Source organism: Ohtaekwangia sp. (assembly GCF_036568665.1).
Taxonomy (GTDB): Bacteria; Bacteroidota; Bacteroidia; order Cytophagales; family Cyclobacteriaceae; genus Ohtaekwangia.
On the sequence record NZ_DATCSD010000058.1, the window covers coordinates 1 to 19450 of the forward strand.

10 protein-coding genes are annotated in these 19450 nt (G+C 45.2%); 2 read left to right on the plus strand and 8 right to left on the minus strand.

The features are described 5' to 3' along the window. The 8 genes from VIN08_RS03195 to VIN08_RS03230 form a co-directional block, all read right to left on the minus strand. The coding region (locus tag VIN08_RS03195; protein ID WP_331960122.1) for an acyltransferase domain-containing protein at window positions 1–4541 on the minus strand (4541 nt) is incomplete at its 3' end. Between the two features lie 304 nt (window positions 4542–4845). Continuing rightward, window positions 4846–8961, minus strand: coding sequence for a hybrid sensor histidine kinase/response regulator transcription factor (locus VIN08_RS03200; protein WP_331960125.1), 4116 nt, complete (start codon window positions 8959–8961; stop codon window positions 4846–4848). A gap of 110 nt (window positions 8962–9071) precedes the next feature. Further along, complete coding sequence (locus VIN08_RS03205; RefSeq protein WP_331960128.1) at window positions 9072–10478, minus strand: MFS transporter; 1407 nt, start codon at window positions 10476–10478, stop codon at window positions 9072–9074. A 35-nt stretch (window positions 10479–10513) separates the two neighbouring features. Beyond that, a complete protein-coding gene (locus tag VIN08_RS03210) occupies window positions 10514–11182 on the minus strand; it encodes a bifunctional 4-hydroxy-2-oxoglutarate aldolase/2-dehydro-3-deoxy-phosphogluconate aldolase (RefSeq protein ID WP_331960131.1) in 669 nt (222 codons plus the stop codon). Window positions 11183–11304: 122 nt separating this feature from the next. Then, window positions 11305–12303, minus strand: coding sequence for a sugar kinase (locus VIN08_RS03215; RefSeq protein WP_331960133.1), 999 nt, complete (start codon window positions 12301–12303; stop codon window positions 11305–11307). A 245-nt stretch (window positions 12304–12548) separates the two neighbouring features. Next, a complete protein-coding gene (locus VIN08_RS03220) occupies window positions 12549–13370 on the minus strand; it encodes an SDR family oxidoreductase (RefSeq protein WP_331960136.1) in 822 nt (273 codons plus the stop codon). Between the two features lie 7 nt (window positions 13371–13377). Continuing rightward, the gene (locus tag VIN08_RS03225; protein ID WP_331960139.1) at window positions 13378–14424 is read right to left on the minus strand and encodes a Gfo/Idh/MocA family oxidoreductase; all 1047 of its coding nucleotides are present in this window, start codon (window positions 14422–14424) and stop codon (window positions 13378–13380) included. Window position 14425: 1 nt separating this feature from the next. After that, the gene (locus VIN08_RS03230; protein WP_331960142.1) at window positions 14426–15127 is read right to left on the minus strand and encodes a hypothetical protein; all 702 of its coding nucleotides are present in this window, start codon (window positions 15125–15127) and stop codon (window positions 14426–14428) included. 89 nt (window positions 15128–15216) lie between these two features. Between VIN08_RS03230 and VIN08_RS03235 the strand changes: the two genes are divergently transcribed. After that, the gene (locus tag VIN08_RS03235) at window positions 15217–16866 is read left to right on the plus strand and encodes an altronate dehydratase family protein (protein WP_331960145.1); all 1650 of its coding nucleotides are present in this window, start codon (window positions 15217–15219) and stop codon (window positions 16864–16866) included. Between the two features lie 115 nt (window positions 16867–16981). Continuing rightward, entirely contained in the window at window positions 16982–19360 is a 2379-nt protein-coding gene (locus VIN08_RS03240; RefSeq protein ID WP_331960148.1) for a TonB-dependent receptor, read from the plus strand. Window positions 19361–19450: the final 90 nt, after the last annotated feature.

Here is a 19450-nt window from a genome sequence, read left to right on the forward strand (position 1 = left end):
TCGTCTTCTGAACCATGTATAGCGATGATCGGAATCTCCAGCGGAGCCTCGTGCATAAAGGTATAGTGATACAGGAACTGCAGATCGGCACGCAGAATGTTGATCAGTAATTTCTGTATCTCGGCATCGGGTATATTGCTGCTATCGAGGTGTGGGTACATCTGCACCAGCTCTTCGTCAGAGAGCGTATAGTCTACCTGCTTCTTGTCGTATGCGTCCAGCCCGGACGTTGACGAGATGAACAAAGTCTTTGGTAATGCCAGGTTCTTTCTGCGCAGCTCGCGTGTAATTTCAAATGCCAGCATACCGCCCATGCTGTGGCCGAGGAATATATAGGGCTTGTCTATCAAGAGCGTAATAGCCGGCATAATATCGTGCATAAACGCATTGAAGTCTACATACGGAATTTCTTCCATCTTTCTTCCGCGTCCCGGCATCTCGATCAATACCAGTTCGGTAGTAGCTTCGTCCAGCAGATTTTCCCAACCATTAAACAACGCAGCACTTCCGCCTGCATCGTGGAAACAGAATACACGTGATGTTGCATTCGGATTAGGTTTCGGTATAGTAAACCAGCTTGAGTGCTGATCTTTTGCATGTGCCTTTACACCTGCTTCGCTATAGCCATGATCTTGTGCGGCCAGTACATCGCGCAGATATAGAGCATACTCATGGATGCTCGGGTGCGACCAGAACATACCCACCGGTAATTTTACCGACAAATCTTTTTCAAGAAGATTACGCAACTGCACGGCCATCAGCGAATCAACCCCCATGCCTTTAAACGTCATGGTATTTTTGATTCGTGTTGACGATATCTTGATGATCTTGGATACGTGCTGCGTGAGCATTTGCTCCAGCGCATTTTGCTTATCAGCTTCGAGACTCAGCGTTGCATAGTTCTCCATAAAGTCGAAGCCCACCTTCTTGCCGCTGGCTCCTTCTTTCGCAGCTCTGCGCATGGCGACACCTTGCAAACCTATGATACGCATTACCGGAGTGTTGTCGTAATTAGCAATAGTAATATCGGCACTGAATGTCCATGCATTTTGTGTGTCGCCATATTTTGCCAGCGGGTGGAACACCAGGAAGCCACGCAGCTCACGGCTATAATTCACCGCATCCTGCAACATGATCTGGTCTATCTTCAGGAATTTTACATCCAGAAAATTACCTTCTTCCAATATACTGGTAAGCTGGCCATAGATAGGTTGCAGAAAACTGCTCATCAGGGCCGGGTGTATTTTATACTTGCCGGCTGTGAGGTTTACATTCTTATCGGCTTTGATCGAGAACAACACATTCGGAAACGGACGGTTGCCTACTTTATCAAGACCGGTAAGTTGCTGAAACTGCTGGCCATAGTTAAAGCCTATTGAACGCAACAGGGTATAGTAATTTATACCTTCGGTATAGGCCGGTGCATGATACTCGATCTGATCGAATATTTCGGGAGTATTTATATACTCATTTACAGCGCTTACATTGCCGTGTGCCAGTTGAACCCAGCCCGACTCCTGGTCTTCTTTCTTGAAGATATATACTTCGCCACGCTTCTCGTTATGCAATACCAGTTTTACCTGCAACTCTACACGATCATTTTCAGACAGCTGAATATACTTGGAGAAGTGCAGGCTTTCTACCTGTGCAGGTGTATCCTTGAATACTTCGGATAGAGCTTCGAGTACTATTTCCATATAGCAGGTTACCGGAAGCTTTACCTGGTCTTGTATGAGATGCTCGCGCAGGTACGGAAACTTGCTGAGACTTACAGACGATTCCCAGAAATATACATTGTTCATACCGGCCAACCCGATCTTGCTTCCCAGCAGTGGGTATTTTACGGCTACATCTTTACCGGTTTCCAGTTCTTTGGAGAGGTCTTCTATCTCGTAGCGTTCGCGCTGGAACGGATATACCGGTAAGGTTGCCTGAGGTATAGCGCTGGCATGGTAGAACTTTTTCCAATCTATACTATATCCTTTACTATACAGATCGTTCAGGTTCTTGAGCATGGCTTCCTGCTCCGGGTTGTCGCGTTGCAAGGAAGCTACGGTAATAATTTTCTTCTTGTTGAACTCGGCACATTCGGTAACGGCATTTACCAATACCGGGTGCGGATTCGCTTCGATAAATATAGTGTGCTCGTCTTTCAACAGCTTTTCCATAACGGAAGCAAACTGTACGGTGCCGCGCAGGTTGTCTACCCAATAATCAGCACCCATGTCGGTGCCTGTCATTACTTTGTTATGTACCGTAGAAACAAACGGCACAACGGTAGGTCTGGGCGCCACAGACTGAAGTTCGGCACGCAGCGGTTCTTTTAGCGGATCCATCTGCGGGCTGTGCGAAGCAACATCCACTTTTACCAGGCGGCAGAATAATCCTTTACCTTCCAGTTGCGCGAGCACTTCATCAATAGAAGCTTTATCGCCCGCGAGTACAGTTGATTTAGGACTGTTATTTACGGCTACAGAAAGTTTACCATTATAGGTAGCGGCTACTTTCTCGGCATCTTCACGACTCAATTCGGTTACAGCCATAGCACCACCTTTGCCACTCACTGTTTTCATCAGGCGACTGCGTTCACAAATAATGCGCGCTGCGTCTTCCAGTTTTAATGCACCGGAAATATAGGCGGCTGCTACTTCACCCATGCTATGACCTACTACAGCGCTCGGCTCTATACCCCACGACATCCACAGTTTTGCCAGTGCAATTTGCATCGCACATATAGCAGGCTGTATAACATTGATCTCATTCAGGCGACTCGTTTCTGTTGTAGCATTGATCTGATCGATGAGCGACCAATCGGTAAACGGACGGAAGGCTCTATCGCAGGCTTCTATTGTATCGCGGAATACTTTTTCTTTTACCAGCAGTTCGCGGCCCATGCCAAGCCACTGTGCGCCCTGGCCGGGAAATACAAATACAATTTTCGGATTAGCAACAGGCTTGCATGGCGCTACTTCCATTTCATCTTCCGCAAAACTCTTTAATGCGGCAAGTACCTGCTCGCGTGTTGTGCCGGAGAAAAGATAGCGATGGTCAAACTCGGCTCTGCGCAATGCTGCCGATATACAGATGGCTTTGAATGCTTCTTCATCGGCATGCTCCACTATAGCGATATACCCTTTGGCATAATCTTTCACCGCCTGCGATGATTTGGCAGATATAGGTAAAGTATATATAGCGGAAGAACGATCTTCTGTTACGGTTACTTTTTTAACTGCGCGATATTCTTCCAGTGCAGCGTGTGCATTGGTACCACCCCATCCAAAAGAGTTTACACCTGCCTTGAATGTTTCATCGCCATTTACCGGCCACGCAGTAAGATCGCCCTGAACTTCCAGCTTTAGCGCTTCGAAAGGTATATTGGGATTCGGATTGTTGAAGTTGAGGTTAGGCGGTAATGTTTTATGCTGCATGGCCAGCACTACTTTTATTAACCCGGCTATACCGGCTGTTGCTTCAGTGTGCCCTATATTTGTTTTTACTGAACCTACACGAAGTTTATTTCCGGTTCTGTTCTGTCCGAAGAACTCTCCTATAGCGCGTGCTTCATTCGGATCGCCCAGTTTTGTACCTGTGCCGTGTGCTTCTACATAGTGAACTTCGTGCGGTAATATACCGGCATTGTTGTAAACTGTTTCTAGTAATGAAATCTGTCCTTCGGTGCTCGTAGCCGGAAGTGTATCGTTAAAGCCATTGTTGTTAACAGCGGTTCCGCGAATAACAGCAAAGATCTTGTTGCCATCGCGCTCTGCATCGGAGAGTTTCTTCAGCAACAATACACCGCCACCTTCGCCACGCACAAAACCATCAGCGTCATTATCAAACGTGCTGCATTTACCCTTTACGGAAAGACCACCAAACTGTGTAAGCTCTATATATTTATCCGGATCGAGTATATGGTTAATGCCACCCACGATGGACATTTCTGATTCGTTGTTAATTATACTCTGGCAAGCGAGGTGCAGCGCTACCAGCGAAGCAGAACATCCGGTATCAATTACCAGGCTTGGCCCGGTGAAGCCTAATGCAAAGGATACGCGGTTAGCCACCACGTTGGATGACATACCTACTGCAGAGTGTAACGTTGCTTTCGCATTCTTCGCTTTGCGGTAATGTTCGAAGTCGGTCCAGATGTTGCCGACATATACTCCTACATTTTTACCTTTTATATCGTTGAACGGGATGGTAGAATTTTCCACCGCTTCCCATGAGAGTTCCAACATCAATTTTTGTGACGGACTCATTTCGCTTGCTTCGGCAGGCGATATATTAAAGAACAACGGATCGAAGTGATGAATGTCTGACAGAAGGGAAGCATGGCGTTGTTGTACTTTTCTTTCCGCCATCGGATCGGGATCATAATATTTAGCAGCATCCCAACGTTCTTTAGAAATTTCTGCAATGGTATCTTTTCCGTTCTTGAGTATATCCCAAAACTCATCGAGTGAATTTGCGTTTGGGAACCGGCATGACATTCCAACAATGGCGATTGCTTCCTGGGCGGGAAAATTTGTAACAGATTTCATACTAACAGTTTTAATGGGTGTTAGACAAAGCTACTTCTCACTATATTCAAAGACCGTTCAATTACTTCCAAAAGCTTACTCTGTGTAATATTTTATTGGAAATCGATTTCTAAAAAATGTAGGAGAAAAGATTTTCGCGGCAACACAAAGCCTGTCAATCAATTTTATACTATTGCATGTATTGTATGAAAAATAAAAATACCTACAGCTGGCAGAGTAAATTTTGTTTTCAAGGATAAACTTACATTCGGAAAAATTACCAACAGGTTACTTCCAGGGTATAGATGCCCGGGTATAATTTTTATCAGGCACCTGCATTTCGCTTGCCGGAAGCATACGCAGACGGCAACACTTTATACTCTTCCTTAAAGTATTTCGTGAAGTACTTCGGATTATTAAACCCTACGCGATACGCTACTTCTGATACGGTGAGCTGACTCTTCTCTAATAATTGTGCCGCCTGCTGCAACCGGATAATACGAATAAACTCCAGCGGAGATTTACCTGTGAGCGCGAGTAATTTTTTATAAAGGTGCACGCGACTCATACCCAACTCGTGACTAAGCCCCTCTACCGAAAAGTTAGCGTCCGATATATTGTCTTCCACGCACTTGATGGCACGCTGTATGAGCTTCTCATCCAGCGAAGTAATATTTACATGGCTCGCCTTTACTTCAATCTGTTTACGGAAATCTTTCTGAAAGAGTTCTCGCTGGTGAATGAGATTACGGATTCGTGATTGCAGTATTTCGAAATTGAACGGTTTGGTAATATAGTCATCGGCCCCGGTATCAAACCCTTCCATCTTTTGTTCCTCGGCTGTGCGGGCTGTTAGCAGTATAACGGGTATATGCGAGGTGCGCGTATCGTGCTTTACTTTACGGCAAAACTCTATACCATTCATTTCCGGCATCATAATATCACTTACTATCAGGTCGGGTAATATAGCCGTAGCCTGCGTCCACGCCTCTTTGCCATTGCGTGCTTCGGCAATGCGATAGTCCAGGCGCAGGTTATCTTTCAGATAGAAACGGAAGTCTTCATTGTCTTCCACTAATAAAAGCGTTGGAACATCAATTTGTTTGCTCTCGTCCCACACCGGCACCGTTGCTTCGGTCTTGGCCGCTATAGCAGGTACTTCGTGTGTTACTTCACGCATCGGTATCTGCACGGTAAAGCAGCTTCCTTTCCCCTCTTCACTCTGCACCGCTACCGTGCCGCCATGTACACGCACAAACTCTTTTGTTATCGAGAGACCTATACCGCTGCCCTGGTTTACCATGCTACCCGGCAAGTCATTTTGAAAGAAGCGCTCGAATATTTTCTCCTGCTTATCGGCAGGTATACCTATACCGGTATCTTTTACCTTTAGTTCGAGCCATCGTCCGTCTTCCCGCGCAAGCTCCTGCAGTTCTACTGTTACACTTCCGTGCTCGGGAGTAAATTTGAATGCGTTCGAGAGCAGGTTGAGCAGTATCTTTTCAAGCTTGTCCTGGTCAAATATAGTTTCAAGTGATTCGATAGAAGTTCTAAAATCGAGGTGTATATCTTTTTTCTCGGAGAGATCGGAGAATGAAAAAGTGGTTTCGCGTATAAACTGGATAATGTCTCCTTCAAAAGGTATAAATTTTATTTCCTGTACTTCCAGCTTTCTGAAATCGAGCAATTGATTTACCAGGTTCAATAATCGCTTGGCATTGCGATGAATCAACTGGAATTGTCCGCGCTGATCTTCCTGCGCAGCTTTCATCAATTTTTCGATCGGTGTTAATATCAGCGTAAGCGGGGTACGAAACTCATGACTCACGTTGGTGAAGAACTTGAGCTTCATCATATCCAGCTCGTGCATGCGCTGCGCTTCCTGGCGTTCCTGTTCAATGGCGAACTTGAGGCGCTCCCGTTGCTGAATAAGCTTGCGCGTAACGAGCAATGCCGCCATCACGGTCAGTATATATAGTATAAAAGCTGTTTTTGTTTTCCAGAAAGGCGGAAGGATAATAATCTTTAACGCAGCACCATCATCGTTCCATACCCCATCGTTGTTAGAGGCTTTTACACGCAAGGTATACTCGCCCGGATCGAGGTTGGTAAATGTAAGACGTCTGGAACGACCATCGGTAAAAAGCCAGTCGTTGCTGAAGCCTTCCAGTATATATTTATAACGACACTTGCCGGGCAGAAAAAAAGTTAACGCGGAAAATTCTATGGAAAAAACATTATCACTGTGCTTGAGTGTAATTTCTTTGGTTTGAGTGATCGATGTCTCCAGTACGCGATTGCCTTTTATCTCCTCGCCTATTTTTACTTCACGGTTAAAGATCTGCAAGCCGGTAAATTTCACTACCGGCTTAACATCATTTACATGTATGTCTTCTGGTTTGAATAAATTAAAACCATTGGCGCCTCCAAAAACGAGTTCGCCTTTTCGTGTTTTAAAAGCAGCCCCTTCGTTGAATTGCATACCCTGTAAACCATCGGCTTCATCGTAGTTCTTGAACTTTAACGAAGTGATAGTGCCTTGTGCATCGCGGGCTATTTGTAAGTTCGTTAATCCATTGGGTGTACCTAACCATAAATTACCGCTGTTATCTTTCAGCATGGTAATTATACTGTTGTGCGGCATGCCGTCTTCTTCGCGCAACACACGAAACGTTTTTGTTTTCTTATCAAAAATATTGAGTCCTTCTTTTGTGCCGATCCAGATCGCTCCTTTACCATCGTCTAATATACCGAACACATTGTTGTGACTAAGGCTGTTCTTGTTATTGATGTCGTTGAGAAATTGTGTGAACTGCCCGGTTTTACGATCGTATCGATCCATACCATAGCCGGTGCCAATCCATATAGTATGCTCGGTATCTTCTACAATAACCGGTATATAGGTTGAATGAACTGAGTTCGGGATTCCGGGGCGATAGTGCCTGAATGTTCCGGTGTTTCTGTCGAGTATATCTATACCGGCTGTAAGTGTACCGATCCATAGCTGGCGTTGCGAGTCTTCAAAGATCTCCCATATACTGTCATCGCTCAAACTCTTCGGATCGTCTGAATGTCTATAGCGGATAAATTTTTTACCATCAAAACAGTTAAGACCTCCGTAATACGTACCGATCCATAATTTACCGTAGCTATCAAAACATAAACTTACAATCACATTATTGCTGAGGCTGCCCGGATCATTGGGGTTATGCAGGTATTGTGTAAAGCGATCGTTCTTACGATCGTAGCAAATTAGTCCGCCACCATTGGTACCAATCCATAAATTACCATGACTATCTTCTGCAAAACTGTTGATGTCGTTGAAAGGAAGACTGGCTGGCCTTCTGTTTTCATGACGGAATAATCCGAAGCGAATCACATCTTCGTGATAAAAGTTTATGCCGCGTTTATAGGTTCCTATCCAGATAAAACCATCGTAATCTTTATAGATAGTTTGTATACTGTTCTGGCTAAGACTTTTGTCATCGTCCTGGTTATGCAATATATAGCGTACCGAAAAATCGCGCTTGTCTATCAGATTTACACCACCATGATCGGTAGCAACCCATATTAACCCTTTGTTGTCTTCTACCACACCGCGCACTATATCGGTATTGAGTTTTACTTCCCCCGCGTTTTTACCAAAGGAGGTGAGGGATTGGGTATCGACATCGAAGAGAAAAACTCCTTTTGTATTATTGTCGGTAAGATATATCCATACATCGCGTTCGGAATCTACCATCAGCGAGTAGTTGAATAATTCTTTTTTATATCGCTTTTGCAGTGTTCGGTTCCTGTAAATTACCCGGTGTGTTTTTATATCCAGTTTTTCCAGCACGCCATCGCGGTGCATGATCCATACATTGCCCGCGCGATCGTCTGCTACAGCATACACCTGCGATGTAGAGATGCGTGTTGTATCGGTTTCACTGGCGGGTATAATTATAGCTTTACCGACAGTTCTGTTATACTGAAATAACCCCTGCGATGCATGCAGGAACCAGTAATTCTGTTGTTGGTCTTTTACTATATCCGTGATGATGCCTTCCGGCATACCGAATTTGCGAAGCATACTGCCAGCACTGCGAATGAAACTTTCGGAGGCGGGATCATATATATCTATACCTATATAGGTGGTCGCCCATATATTTCCATCCGGATCTTCAAAGAGTTTGAATATATCGTTATCGGCTATGGTGGTAGTATCGCTCGGATTATTGCGGAAAACTTTCACCACGTTGCCATCGTAGCGGTTCAGTCCGGAGATGCTGCCGATCCACACAAAACCTTGCGAATCTTTTAAAAAACATTTTACCTGGCTGTTCGATAACCCCTGGCCTATATCCAGATGCGAAAAACGGTATTGGCCTGTTTGCGCAACAAGTTGTTGTGCAAAAGTCAATACAATAAAAAAGCAAAAAAGGGTTTTATTCTTAAACATGCGTTTCAGGTTCCGGTCGCATGTAAAATATAAAGAATTAAACGCCTATACAATCACCTGACTGTAGAGAATGTTGAAGAAGTTTTTCTTGCTAAAGCAAAGATTTTGTTTTAAAGATCGGTGATCGGATTATACTTCGGCACCAGCGTTTTCATTACACTCCACGCAACCAGATACGCCACCGAACAAACGGTGAACATAATGGTATACCCTGTTTCGATGTGCCCCAATGCTTTATAGTGATCGAACAATGCACCGCCTGTTTTGGTAAGAATTACCGCGCCCAATCCGCCAGCCATACCCCCTATACCTACTACAGATCCCACTGCTTTTTTGGGAAACATGTCTGATACCGTAGTAAATATATTGGCACTCCACGCCTGGTGTGCAGAGGCTCCTATACCAATAATAAGTACCGGCAACCAATAGCTTATAGAGCCGAGTGGCTGCGCTGCGAGTATAAGTAAGGGGAACATAGCGATAACGAGCATCGCGCGCATGCGACCATCATATACTACATATCCTTTTTTGATGAAGTACATCGGGAACCATCCGCCACCTATACTGCCGACCATCGCCAGGGTATATAATAAAGTCAACGGCAGGGTTACTGCTTTATCTACAATACCATATTGCGCTTTGAGATAGGCCGGCAACCAGAAGAGAAAGAACCACCATACACCATCGGTCATAAATTTACCAAAGGCAAATGCCCATGTCTGTTTATAACCGAGCAGACGAACCCACGATACTTTTTCGATTTTCTCTTCGGTAGTTTGTTTCGCCTGGCGATCTTCATCGCTGTTGATATAGGCGAACTCTTGTGCGGAGAGTCGTTTTTGTCTTTCCGGTTTCTCGTAGAATATAAACCAGAAGAACATCCACAAAAATCCGATAGCACCTATAATAATAAAGGCAGCTTCCCATCCCCAGTGAAGGTATATCCACGGCACGGTGAGTGGTGCCAGTATAGCCCCAATATTTGCGCCCGAGTTAAATATACCGGTAGCCAGCGAACGCTCGCGTTTCGGAAAATACTCTGCTATAGCTTTTATAGCGGCCGGAAAGTTACCGGCTTCACCAAATGCGAGCACGGCTCGCGAAAACATAAAGCCCGCTACAGAAACTGACACTGCTCCTATACCAGCCAGCGCCAGTATAGAGGCTAAGCTTGTGCCTACCGGTATGGCTACTGCATGAACGATCGCACCGACCGACCAGATAATAATAGCCCAGCCATATCCCCACTTGGTATCGAGCTTATCGATAATGCGGCCAGCGAGCAACATCGATATAGCATACGTAAACTGAAATACAGCCGTGATGTTAGCATAGTCGCTGTTCGTCCAGCCGAAAATCTCTTCGAGCCTGGGTTGCAACAAACTCAGCACTTGCCGGTCGAGATAATTAATCGTTGTTGCAAAGAACACCAGTGCACAGATCGTCCACCGATATTTACCAATGGTCTGGCCAATGTTTTGAAAATTCTCCACAGTATATTGAGGTTTGGTTGTCATATATAGGGGCGTAGATTGTTTGATAATTACATATACTATGCTTTCGTTCGCAGCTTCTGTACGAGACTTAAAGCTTCGCGTATGTTATTTTCCAGCAGCGCCCAGTTTTTAGAGGCCAGTATATCTTTGGTAAATAACTGCGAGCCCATGCCTACACACATAGCGCCCGCGCTGAACCATGCCGAAAGATTTTTCTCATTGGGTTCGACTCCCCCGGTAATCATGAGTTGCAGATCGGGCACCACCGGCATAATAGCCGATACAAAGCCTGGCCCCAGCACTGAACCGGGAAATACCTTGATCACCTGCGCACCGTTTTCTTTCGCAGTTACAATTTCTGTAAGTGTAGCACAGCCCGGCATCCAGAGTATATTATGGGCGTTACATACTTCGGCCATCTCGAGCTTGAGTATAGGCGATATAATAAAGTCAGCACCGGCATCTATAAATTTCTTTGTGGTAGCACCATCGAGCACGGTACCTATACCGATCATCAGCTCCGGATATTTTGCACGATTTTTTATGAGATGTGTAAATACCTCGAAAGAATTTTTCTTGCGATTGGTAAATTCAAATACCCGCACCCCTCCGCGATAGGCAGCCTCAATTACCTGCTGCGCTTCCTCCGCGTTATCGTGCGTAAACAGCGGCACCACCCCGGTGCGCTTCATCGTATCTACTATCTGCTCGTTCGTAAATTTCATATACTATATCTTTTTAAAATTCCCCCCAACTCCCCCATCATCAAACTATATATCTATTGAACCTCAAACTTAAATCTACAACCTTGAACTTTAAACATTGAACCTTAAACTATAAACCGTACTTACCTCAACAATTTACCAACATTCTCCCCCTTCACCAGTTGCTCTACCTCGTCCGTTGTAACAATATTTACATCGCCTTCTATAGAATGCTTCAATACACTGGCGGCTGTTGCAAACTCCAATGAATCGCTATCGCTTTTACCCGAAAGTATACCATAGATCAGGCCCGCCATATAGGCATCGCCTCCACCTACACGATCTACGATATGTGTCATATCATATTCGCGCGACTGCAGCAACGCTTTGCCATTCCATAATAAACCGGTGAGCTTATTGTGCGATGAGCTTACAGAGTCGCGCACGGTAGTGGAAATCTTTGTTGTGGCAGGATACGCTTTCTTAAACGACTCACAGGCTGCTTCGAAAGTATTGCCTGTTACTCCCACGCAATTTTCCATATCGGTTATACCCGCTATAATTACCTGGGTGGATGCGATGAGCTCCGGCATAATATCGCGTGCGGTCTTTCCGTATTGCCAGAGATTTCTTCTATAGTTAATATCTCCGGATATAGTGATATTCAGCTTACGTGCAGCCTGTATAGCTTCCCTGCACACATCAGCAGCACCTTGCGATATAGCAGGCGTTATACCCGTCCAGTGAAACCAGTCGGCACCCTTCAGTACATTTTCCCAATGAATCATGCCCGGCTTGATATGCGCGAAGGCCGAGTCAAATCGATCGTATACAATCCGCGATGCGCGCTGCATCGAACCATTCTCCAGGAAATATATACCCATGCGTTCCGGACCGTATACTATATATTGTGTATCTACACCATAGCGCTTCAATGTTTGCGTAGCCGCTTTACCCAAATCGTTATCCGGAAAACGCGTTACGTGCGCAGCACTCACACCAAAATGACTAAGTGATGCTGCTACATTTGCTTCCGAGCCTGCATAAAGTGCCTTAAAACTTTCGGCCTGCGTAAAGCGTGCAAACCCTGGTGTAGATAACCGCAGCATGATCTCTCCGAGGGTGATAACTCTTTTATTCATTCGTTTTTAATTCTTGTTAGAGAAGTCAGTAAAGTCCGGAAGCCGGGGAGTCTGCAAGTAAACGCTGCTGCGCAGGTTGTCAAAATCCAGAGTATATATACCTTCACTGTCGCAGTATTTATACTTTATCTTTACCTTAATCTGTATTCTCCTTTCAAACTATATCTATGCTTTCTTATTTCAATTTGATTGCTACTACATCAACCATCTCACTTAGCAGCTTCCGGACTTCCCGTCTCTCAAAACTAAACACCAGCAAATGCACTAAACCCGCCATCTACCGGCACTACTATACCCGATACAAACTTGGACGCATCGGAGCATAGCCAGAGTAATGTACCGTTCAGTTCATCAGCCTCACCAAATCGTCCGAAGGGTGTGCTGCGAATGATGGATTCACCGCGCGGAGTTAAACTTCCATCGGTGTTGGTAAGCAATGTTCTGTTTTGCTCGGTAAGAAAAAAACCGGGGGCTATAGCATTTACGCGAATGCCTGCGCCAAACTTCTTAGCCATTTCTACCGCCAGCCACTGCGTTAGATTACTGATAGCCGCTTTCGCAGCCGAGTAACCTACCACGCGCGTGAGCGGACGGAAGGCTGTCATGGAAGATATATTGATAATTATACCTTGCTTTTTCTCTACCATCACTTCACCAAATATCTGCGAAGGCAACACCGTGCCTGTGAGATTAAGGTCTACTACTTTCTGAAAATCATCGATGCGCAGATCGAGAAAATTTTTATCCGGCATAATCGTAGCCCCGGGCATATTTCCTCCGGCCCCATTTACCAGTATATCTATACTCCCGAATTGTTCGAGTATATATTTACGTGCTTCCTTCAGCGATTGCTCCTGCAGTACATCGGCTGATATACCGATGGCTGTACCGCCCGATTTTTTTATCTCGGCCGCCAATGCATCGGCTGCATCTTTTCTGCGACCGAGTATGGCTACTTTAACGCCCGCCTGTGCCAGTGCTTTGCTCATGGCACTTCCCAACACACCTGTGCCGCCCGTTACAACGGCTACTCTGTTGGTTAAATTAAACAGTTGTTCTATATACATGTGATCATCAAAAATTAACAGCCTGTCTTTTCCGGTTACTCTCGTAGCAGGCTTCTATCAGGCGGATAACTTCGCGCGATTCTTCCGGCTTCACTGCGAGTGGTTTATTTTCACGAATAGCTTCGAATACATTCTGGTAAAAGGCGAGATAATTACCCGCTACCGTTTCGATCGTTCCTTCTACATGAACTCCCTGCACGGTGGAATTTAGTTTTCCCCAATAGAGTTTATCTTCAACGCCCCATCCGGCACTGCCGGGTATCTTTCCTTCTTTCAATGCCTGCTCCTGCGGATCTATACCATACTTGACAAACGATCCTTCTGTTCCATGTATAGTATATCTCGGCCCCTGTTCACGAACCAGGTAACTCGATTTTACAATAACATGAAAGCCCTTGTAGTATAAGCGTATGTCATAGTAATCATCCACTTTACCGTTAGGTCGCTGTATACCGATGCGCGCATCTACTTCGCTGGGGTTGCCTACGAGGTTTATTACCTGATCGAGCATGTGCGAACCGAGATTATAGAGTATACCGGTGCCTCTTCCGCTTTCTTCTTTCCAGGTGTTGGCTTCTATATAGTTTCGAAAGCGATCGTAGTGTACTTCTATCTCGGCTATTTTTCCCACGAGGTTGGCGGCCACTACTTTCTTTAGCGTCATGAAGTCGCCATCAAAGCGTCTGCTCTGAAAAACCGTGAGTATTTTATTGTGGCGTTTTGCCAAGGCGATCAACTGATCCGCTTCTGCTGTCGTTACGGTAAAAGGTTTTTCTACAATTACATGCTTGCCTGCTTCGAGCGCGCGCGTTACAAACTCAACATGCGTATCGTTTGGTGTGTTGACTACGATCAGTTCAATCGCGCTATCAGCAAAAACTTTATCAACGTTATCGACAATGGTAACTTGTGGATATCGTGCCGCAGCATGTCTGCTTTTTCGTTGCACGATGGTGTGCAGTAAAAATCGGGGATGAGCGGCAATCAGCGGAGCATGAAATACTTCTCCTGACATTCCATACGAGAGCAAGGCTGTGTTAATGGGTGTTGTCATGCTATAGCGCGATCGGTTTATTACTTAGGAGAGACGTCTTTACCTGCTTTATCCCCTGAAGAGCGCGCGAAACATTGTGCTCTATTTTTACCCAATCCTTCACGGCAACATCTTCTTTATTGAATAAAGATTCTCCTAACCTAACACATAATGCGCCTGCATGAAACCAACGCTTCAGATTATTTTCAGATAATGTAACACCACCGGAAGGAATACACGAGAGAGCAGGATATGCACGGGTTACTTCGCGAAGAAAATCGGGGCCAAGAATATTTCCCGGCACGATGCTGATAACGGAAGCACCGAGTTCGCATGCAAGAGCAGCATCGTTTAAGGTGGTGCATCCGGGCATCCACACGACTTGATTTTCATGACACACCTGTGCCATCTCTTTGTGCAGAAAAGGGGATGCTATAAATTGAGCACCCGCCTTTATATACCGATGTGCCTGTGTAGCATCAAGCACGGTACCTCCTCCCATAATCACATTCATATTGCGGGCTTGTTCTGCCAGCCAAGCGAACATACGCAGCCCGCGGGCATCGCGCTGATGCGTAAATTCAAACACACGGCAATTACAACGCTCCAGAATTTTTATGGCCTGCAACACTATATCTATATCCTGGTGACTAAAAAATGGAATGGCACCGTTTTCTTTCAACAGATTAAGAAGTTCGTCTTGTGTTGTCAGGGTTTGGTGCATGTTAATTATTAATTTGGTATCGGAGTTTTTTAATTATCAAAAGTGTGTATCTTGCGCAATCGATTGCGCAAGATACGTGATTTATCAATATGTCAAACAGATTTCTGAAAATTCATCCGTCTGATAATGTCTATGTAGCATTGACAGACCTTAAGGCAGGAGAAAAACTCACCTTAAATGGAGGAACGTCACTCACACTGGCAGATGATGTTCCGGCCAAACACAAATTCCTTGAGAAGCCTCTTCAACCGGAAGAAGAAGTGATCATGTATGGAACGGTGGTTGGCAAAGCTCTCTCTCCGATCAAAGAAGGTGGCGTGATCGGCACGCACAACATCAAACACAAAGCAGCGCCTTATTCCGGACGTACAAAAAGTTATCAGTGGACGCCACCGGATGTTTCGAAATTCAAGAACAAAACCTTCATGGGTTATCATCGTGCTGACGGGCAAGTGGGCACTGCAAACTATTGGTTGGTAATTCCCCTGGTGTTCTGCGAAAACAGAAATGTAGAAGTGATCAGCAAAGCTTTCATCGAAGAGCTTGGCTTTAGTAAACCGGATGCCTATAAAAGTTATGTGCATGAACTGGTGAGCCTGTATAAAGATGGCAAAGCAGAGCAGATCTCTTCTGTTACTTTTCAACCCACTGTATCGAACGGGCACTCCCGTATATTCAAGAATATAGATGGTATAAAATTCCTCACACACCAGGGTGGTTGTGGCGGCACACGCCAGGATTCACAAACCTTGTGTACACTGCTCGCGGGCTATATTCACAATCCAAATGTTGCCGGTGCAACAGTACTCAGTTTAGGTTGCCAGAATGCTGAAGTTAAAACACTTCGTGAAAAACTACAGGCACTTGATCCGAAAGGCAGCAAGCCTGTTTTCATTCTTGATCAGCAACAGTCCGGCACAGAGCAAGAGTTGCTTACACAAGCTATACAAAAAACATTCTTTGCATTGGTGGAAGCCGACAAGATTGAACGCAAACCTGCACCACTCAATAAACTGGTTGTAGGCTTGAAGTGTGGTGGCTCTGATGGTTTCTCCGGTATATCTGCTAACCCGGCTATTGGTCACACATCCGACTTGCTTGTTACACTGGGAGGAAGCACTATACTCTCGGAGTTTCCGGAGTTGTGTGGTGTTGAACAGGAACTGATCAACCGCTGCGAAGATGATAAAGCCGGTGAGCTCTTCATTAAACTGATGCGCACATATTCCAGCGCTGCTGAATCTGTAGGTTCAGGTTTCGATATGAATCCTTCTCCGGGAAATATCAAGGACGGTTTGATTACCGATGCCATTAAATCAGCAGGTGCTGCAAAGAAAGGCGGAACCGCTCCGGTTGCTGATGTACTGCAGTATGCAGAGTATATCAAGAAGCCCGGACTTAACTTGTTATGCACACCGGGTAATGATGTAGAGAGTACCACCGGAACAACCGGGTCGGGTGCACAGATTATTCTGTTTACTACCGGTCTCGGCACACCAACCGGCAACCCGGTATCGCAGGTAGTAAAGATCTCTACGAACTCGAAGCTTGCTGAACGCATGCCCGACATCATCGACTACGATACAGGCGGAATCATTTCAGGTAAAAAAACGATCGAACAGGAAGGTGAAGACATCCTGGATTTCATCATCGAGATTGCCAGCGGTCGTGTAACAGCCAAAGCTGTAGACCTCAATCAGGACGATTTCATCCCGTGGAAACGGGGAGTCTCTTTGTAGGAAAAGATCATTTCAAACGTTTTAGAAAGGGGATTAAAATTAATCCCCTTTTTATTTGTACTCATTCTAAATAGACTAATACCTTTGCGTCTGTTTGAAATAAGTCTAAATAAACATGATCGCTCCTCTACAAAAAAATCTCTTCACCCTTATCCTTACGCTTTTAAGTCTTTCGGCTTTTGCACAGACCGGCACCATAAAAGGTGTTGTGCGCACCAGTGACGGACAGCCCGCTCCTTTTGTAAATGTTGCTCTCAAAGAGATCAACAAAGGCACCACAACATCGGAAGACGGATCTTTTACTTTCAAAAATGTGAAGGCCGGAAGCTATACGTTGATCACAACCTTTGTTGGCTTTCAACCACAGGAGAAACAAGTAACGGTTACAAGCGGTGAAGTAACGAACAGCGACTTTACATTATCCGAAAGCTCTGAGCAACTGGAAGAGATTGTAGTAAGCGATACACGCACGCTCAATGAAAAGACAGTAGATATAGGTAAATCCGGCATCAAGCCGATGGACTTACCACAAAGCACAATTGTTATTGATAAGACTATATTAGATAACCAGCAGGTTGGACGCATCAGTGATGTACTTGCCAACGCCAGCGGTATATATCTGATGGGTACAACGGGCGGGGTACAGGAAGAAATTGCCGGACGCGGTTTCAGCTATGGCAGCAGCAATACGTTTAAGAATGGCGTTCGCTATAACAACGCTGTAATGCCGGAAGTAACCGGACTTGAGCGCGTAGAAATTCTGAAAGGAAGCGCTGCTATACTATATGGTAACGTAACAGCCGGCGGTGTATTAAACCTGGTAACAAAGAAACCGAAATTTCAGAATGGTGGCGAGCTTTCATTCCGCACAGGAAGCTACGATTTCTACAAACCATCGTTTGATGTGTATGGCGCACTGAACAACAGCAACAAAGTAGCGTATCGCCTGAACAGCAGCTATGAAAACTCCAGAAGCTTCCGCGACAACGTGAAGGCTGAGCGCATTTACTTCAATCCTTCTTTCCTGATCAAAGCAGGTAAAAAGACTGAGATATTAGTAGAGGGCGATTACCTGAATGACAAACGTACTTTGGATTATGGAACGGGTTCTGTAAACTATGTTGTAGCCGATATACCACGCAGCCGTTTCCTCGGGGCAAGCTGGTCGTACTATAACACCATACAGAAAAGCGCTACCATCACCGTTACGCATGCCTTGAATGATAGCTGGGCATTGAACGGTATAGTATCGTACCAAGGCTATAACAATGATCTCTTCGGTACAACACGCCCGAATGCATCCAGTCAATTAGTAGCGACCGATGGAACATGGGTACGTGGCTTGCAGCGTAGCGGTACCGATCAGGATTACTATATAGGCCAGGTAAATCTTACCGGTAAATTTTCTACGGGCTCTGTTAAGCACCAGGTATTAATTGGCGCTGATCAGGATAAATATGACAACACAGCTCAGGCGTATACCTACGCGAATCCGATCGCTTCCAACAAAAATGTATACGATACAATCAATATATATGATCTGTCTAAATACCAGCAACGCACCGATATACCAGCACTTACACTTTCGAGCACTACAAAAAATCCATTGAACCGCACCGGTGTATATGTACAAGACCTTGTAAGCATCCTGGAGAATCTGAAATTCCTGGCAGGTGTTCGCTATAGCTATATGGAATCTGAAACAGCAAATGTCAAGAGCTACGATGATGCCTTCAGTCCACGACTCGGTGTAGTATATCAGCCAACGAAAGATATGTCGGTGTTTGCCAGCTATGCCAATTCTTTTACACTCAACACCGGTCTTGATATAAACAACAATCGCCTTGCTCCTTCTTTTATTGATCAATATGAAGTAGGTGTTAAGAACGAACTCTTCAAAGGACTTGTATCGGCCAACGTAACAGCATACAAGATCGTGAACAGCAACCTGGCACAATCGGTATTGGTACAGGATATACCGGCTGATGCTGTGAACAAAACCAATCCGCAGGAACTGGCAGGTGAAGTTACCAGCAAAGGTATAGAGCTCGACATTATGAGCAGACCGATTAATGGCATATCGTTCATTGCCGGCTATAGCTATAATGACACACGCTATACCAAAAGCTCACAGTATATCGATAACAGCCGCCTGCGCTACAATCCGCAGCATACGGCCAATGCAAGTATCTTCTATACATTCACCAATCCGCTGTTGAAAAACTTTAATGTAGGCTTTACCAGTTTCTATGTAGGCAATCGCGTAGCCGGAAGATCAACGCGTACAACCGTAACGAACGATACGTATAAACTGATGACGCTGCCGGATTATTTCCTGTTCGACTTTTCAGCAGGCTATAACTGGAACAATGTATCGCTGCGCGCTAAAGTATCAAACCTGTTCAACCAGTTGAGCTATAACGTGCACGATGATAACAGCGTGAACCCGATAGCACCGCGCATGTTCTCGGCAACCGTATCCTATAAATGGTAAATAGAAACGCTCCATATCGCATCAAACAAGCCACTGGTATACCAGTGGCTTACGCATTTTATATATACCCGGCATTCAATCATTTTGCAC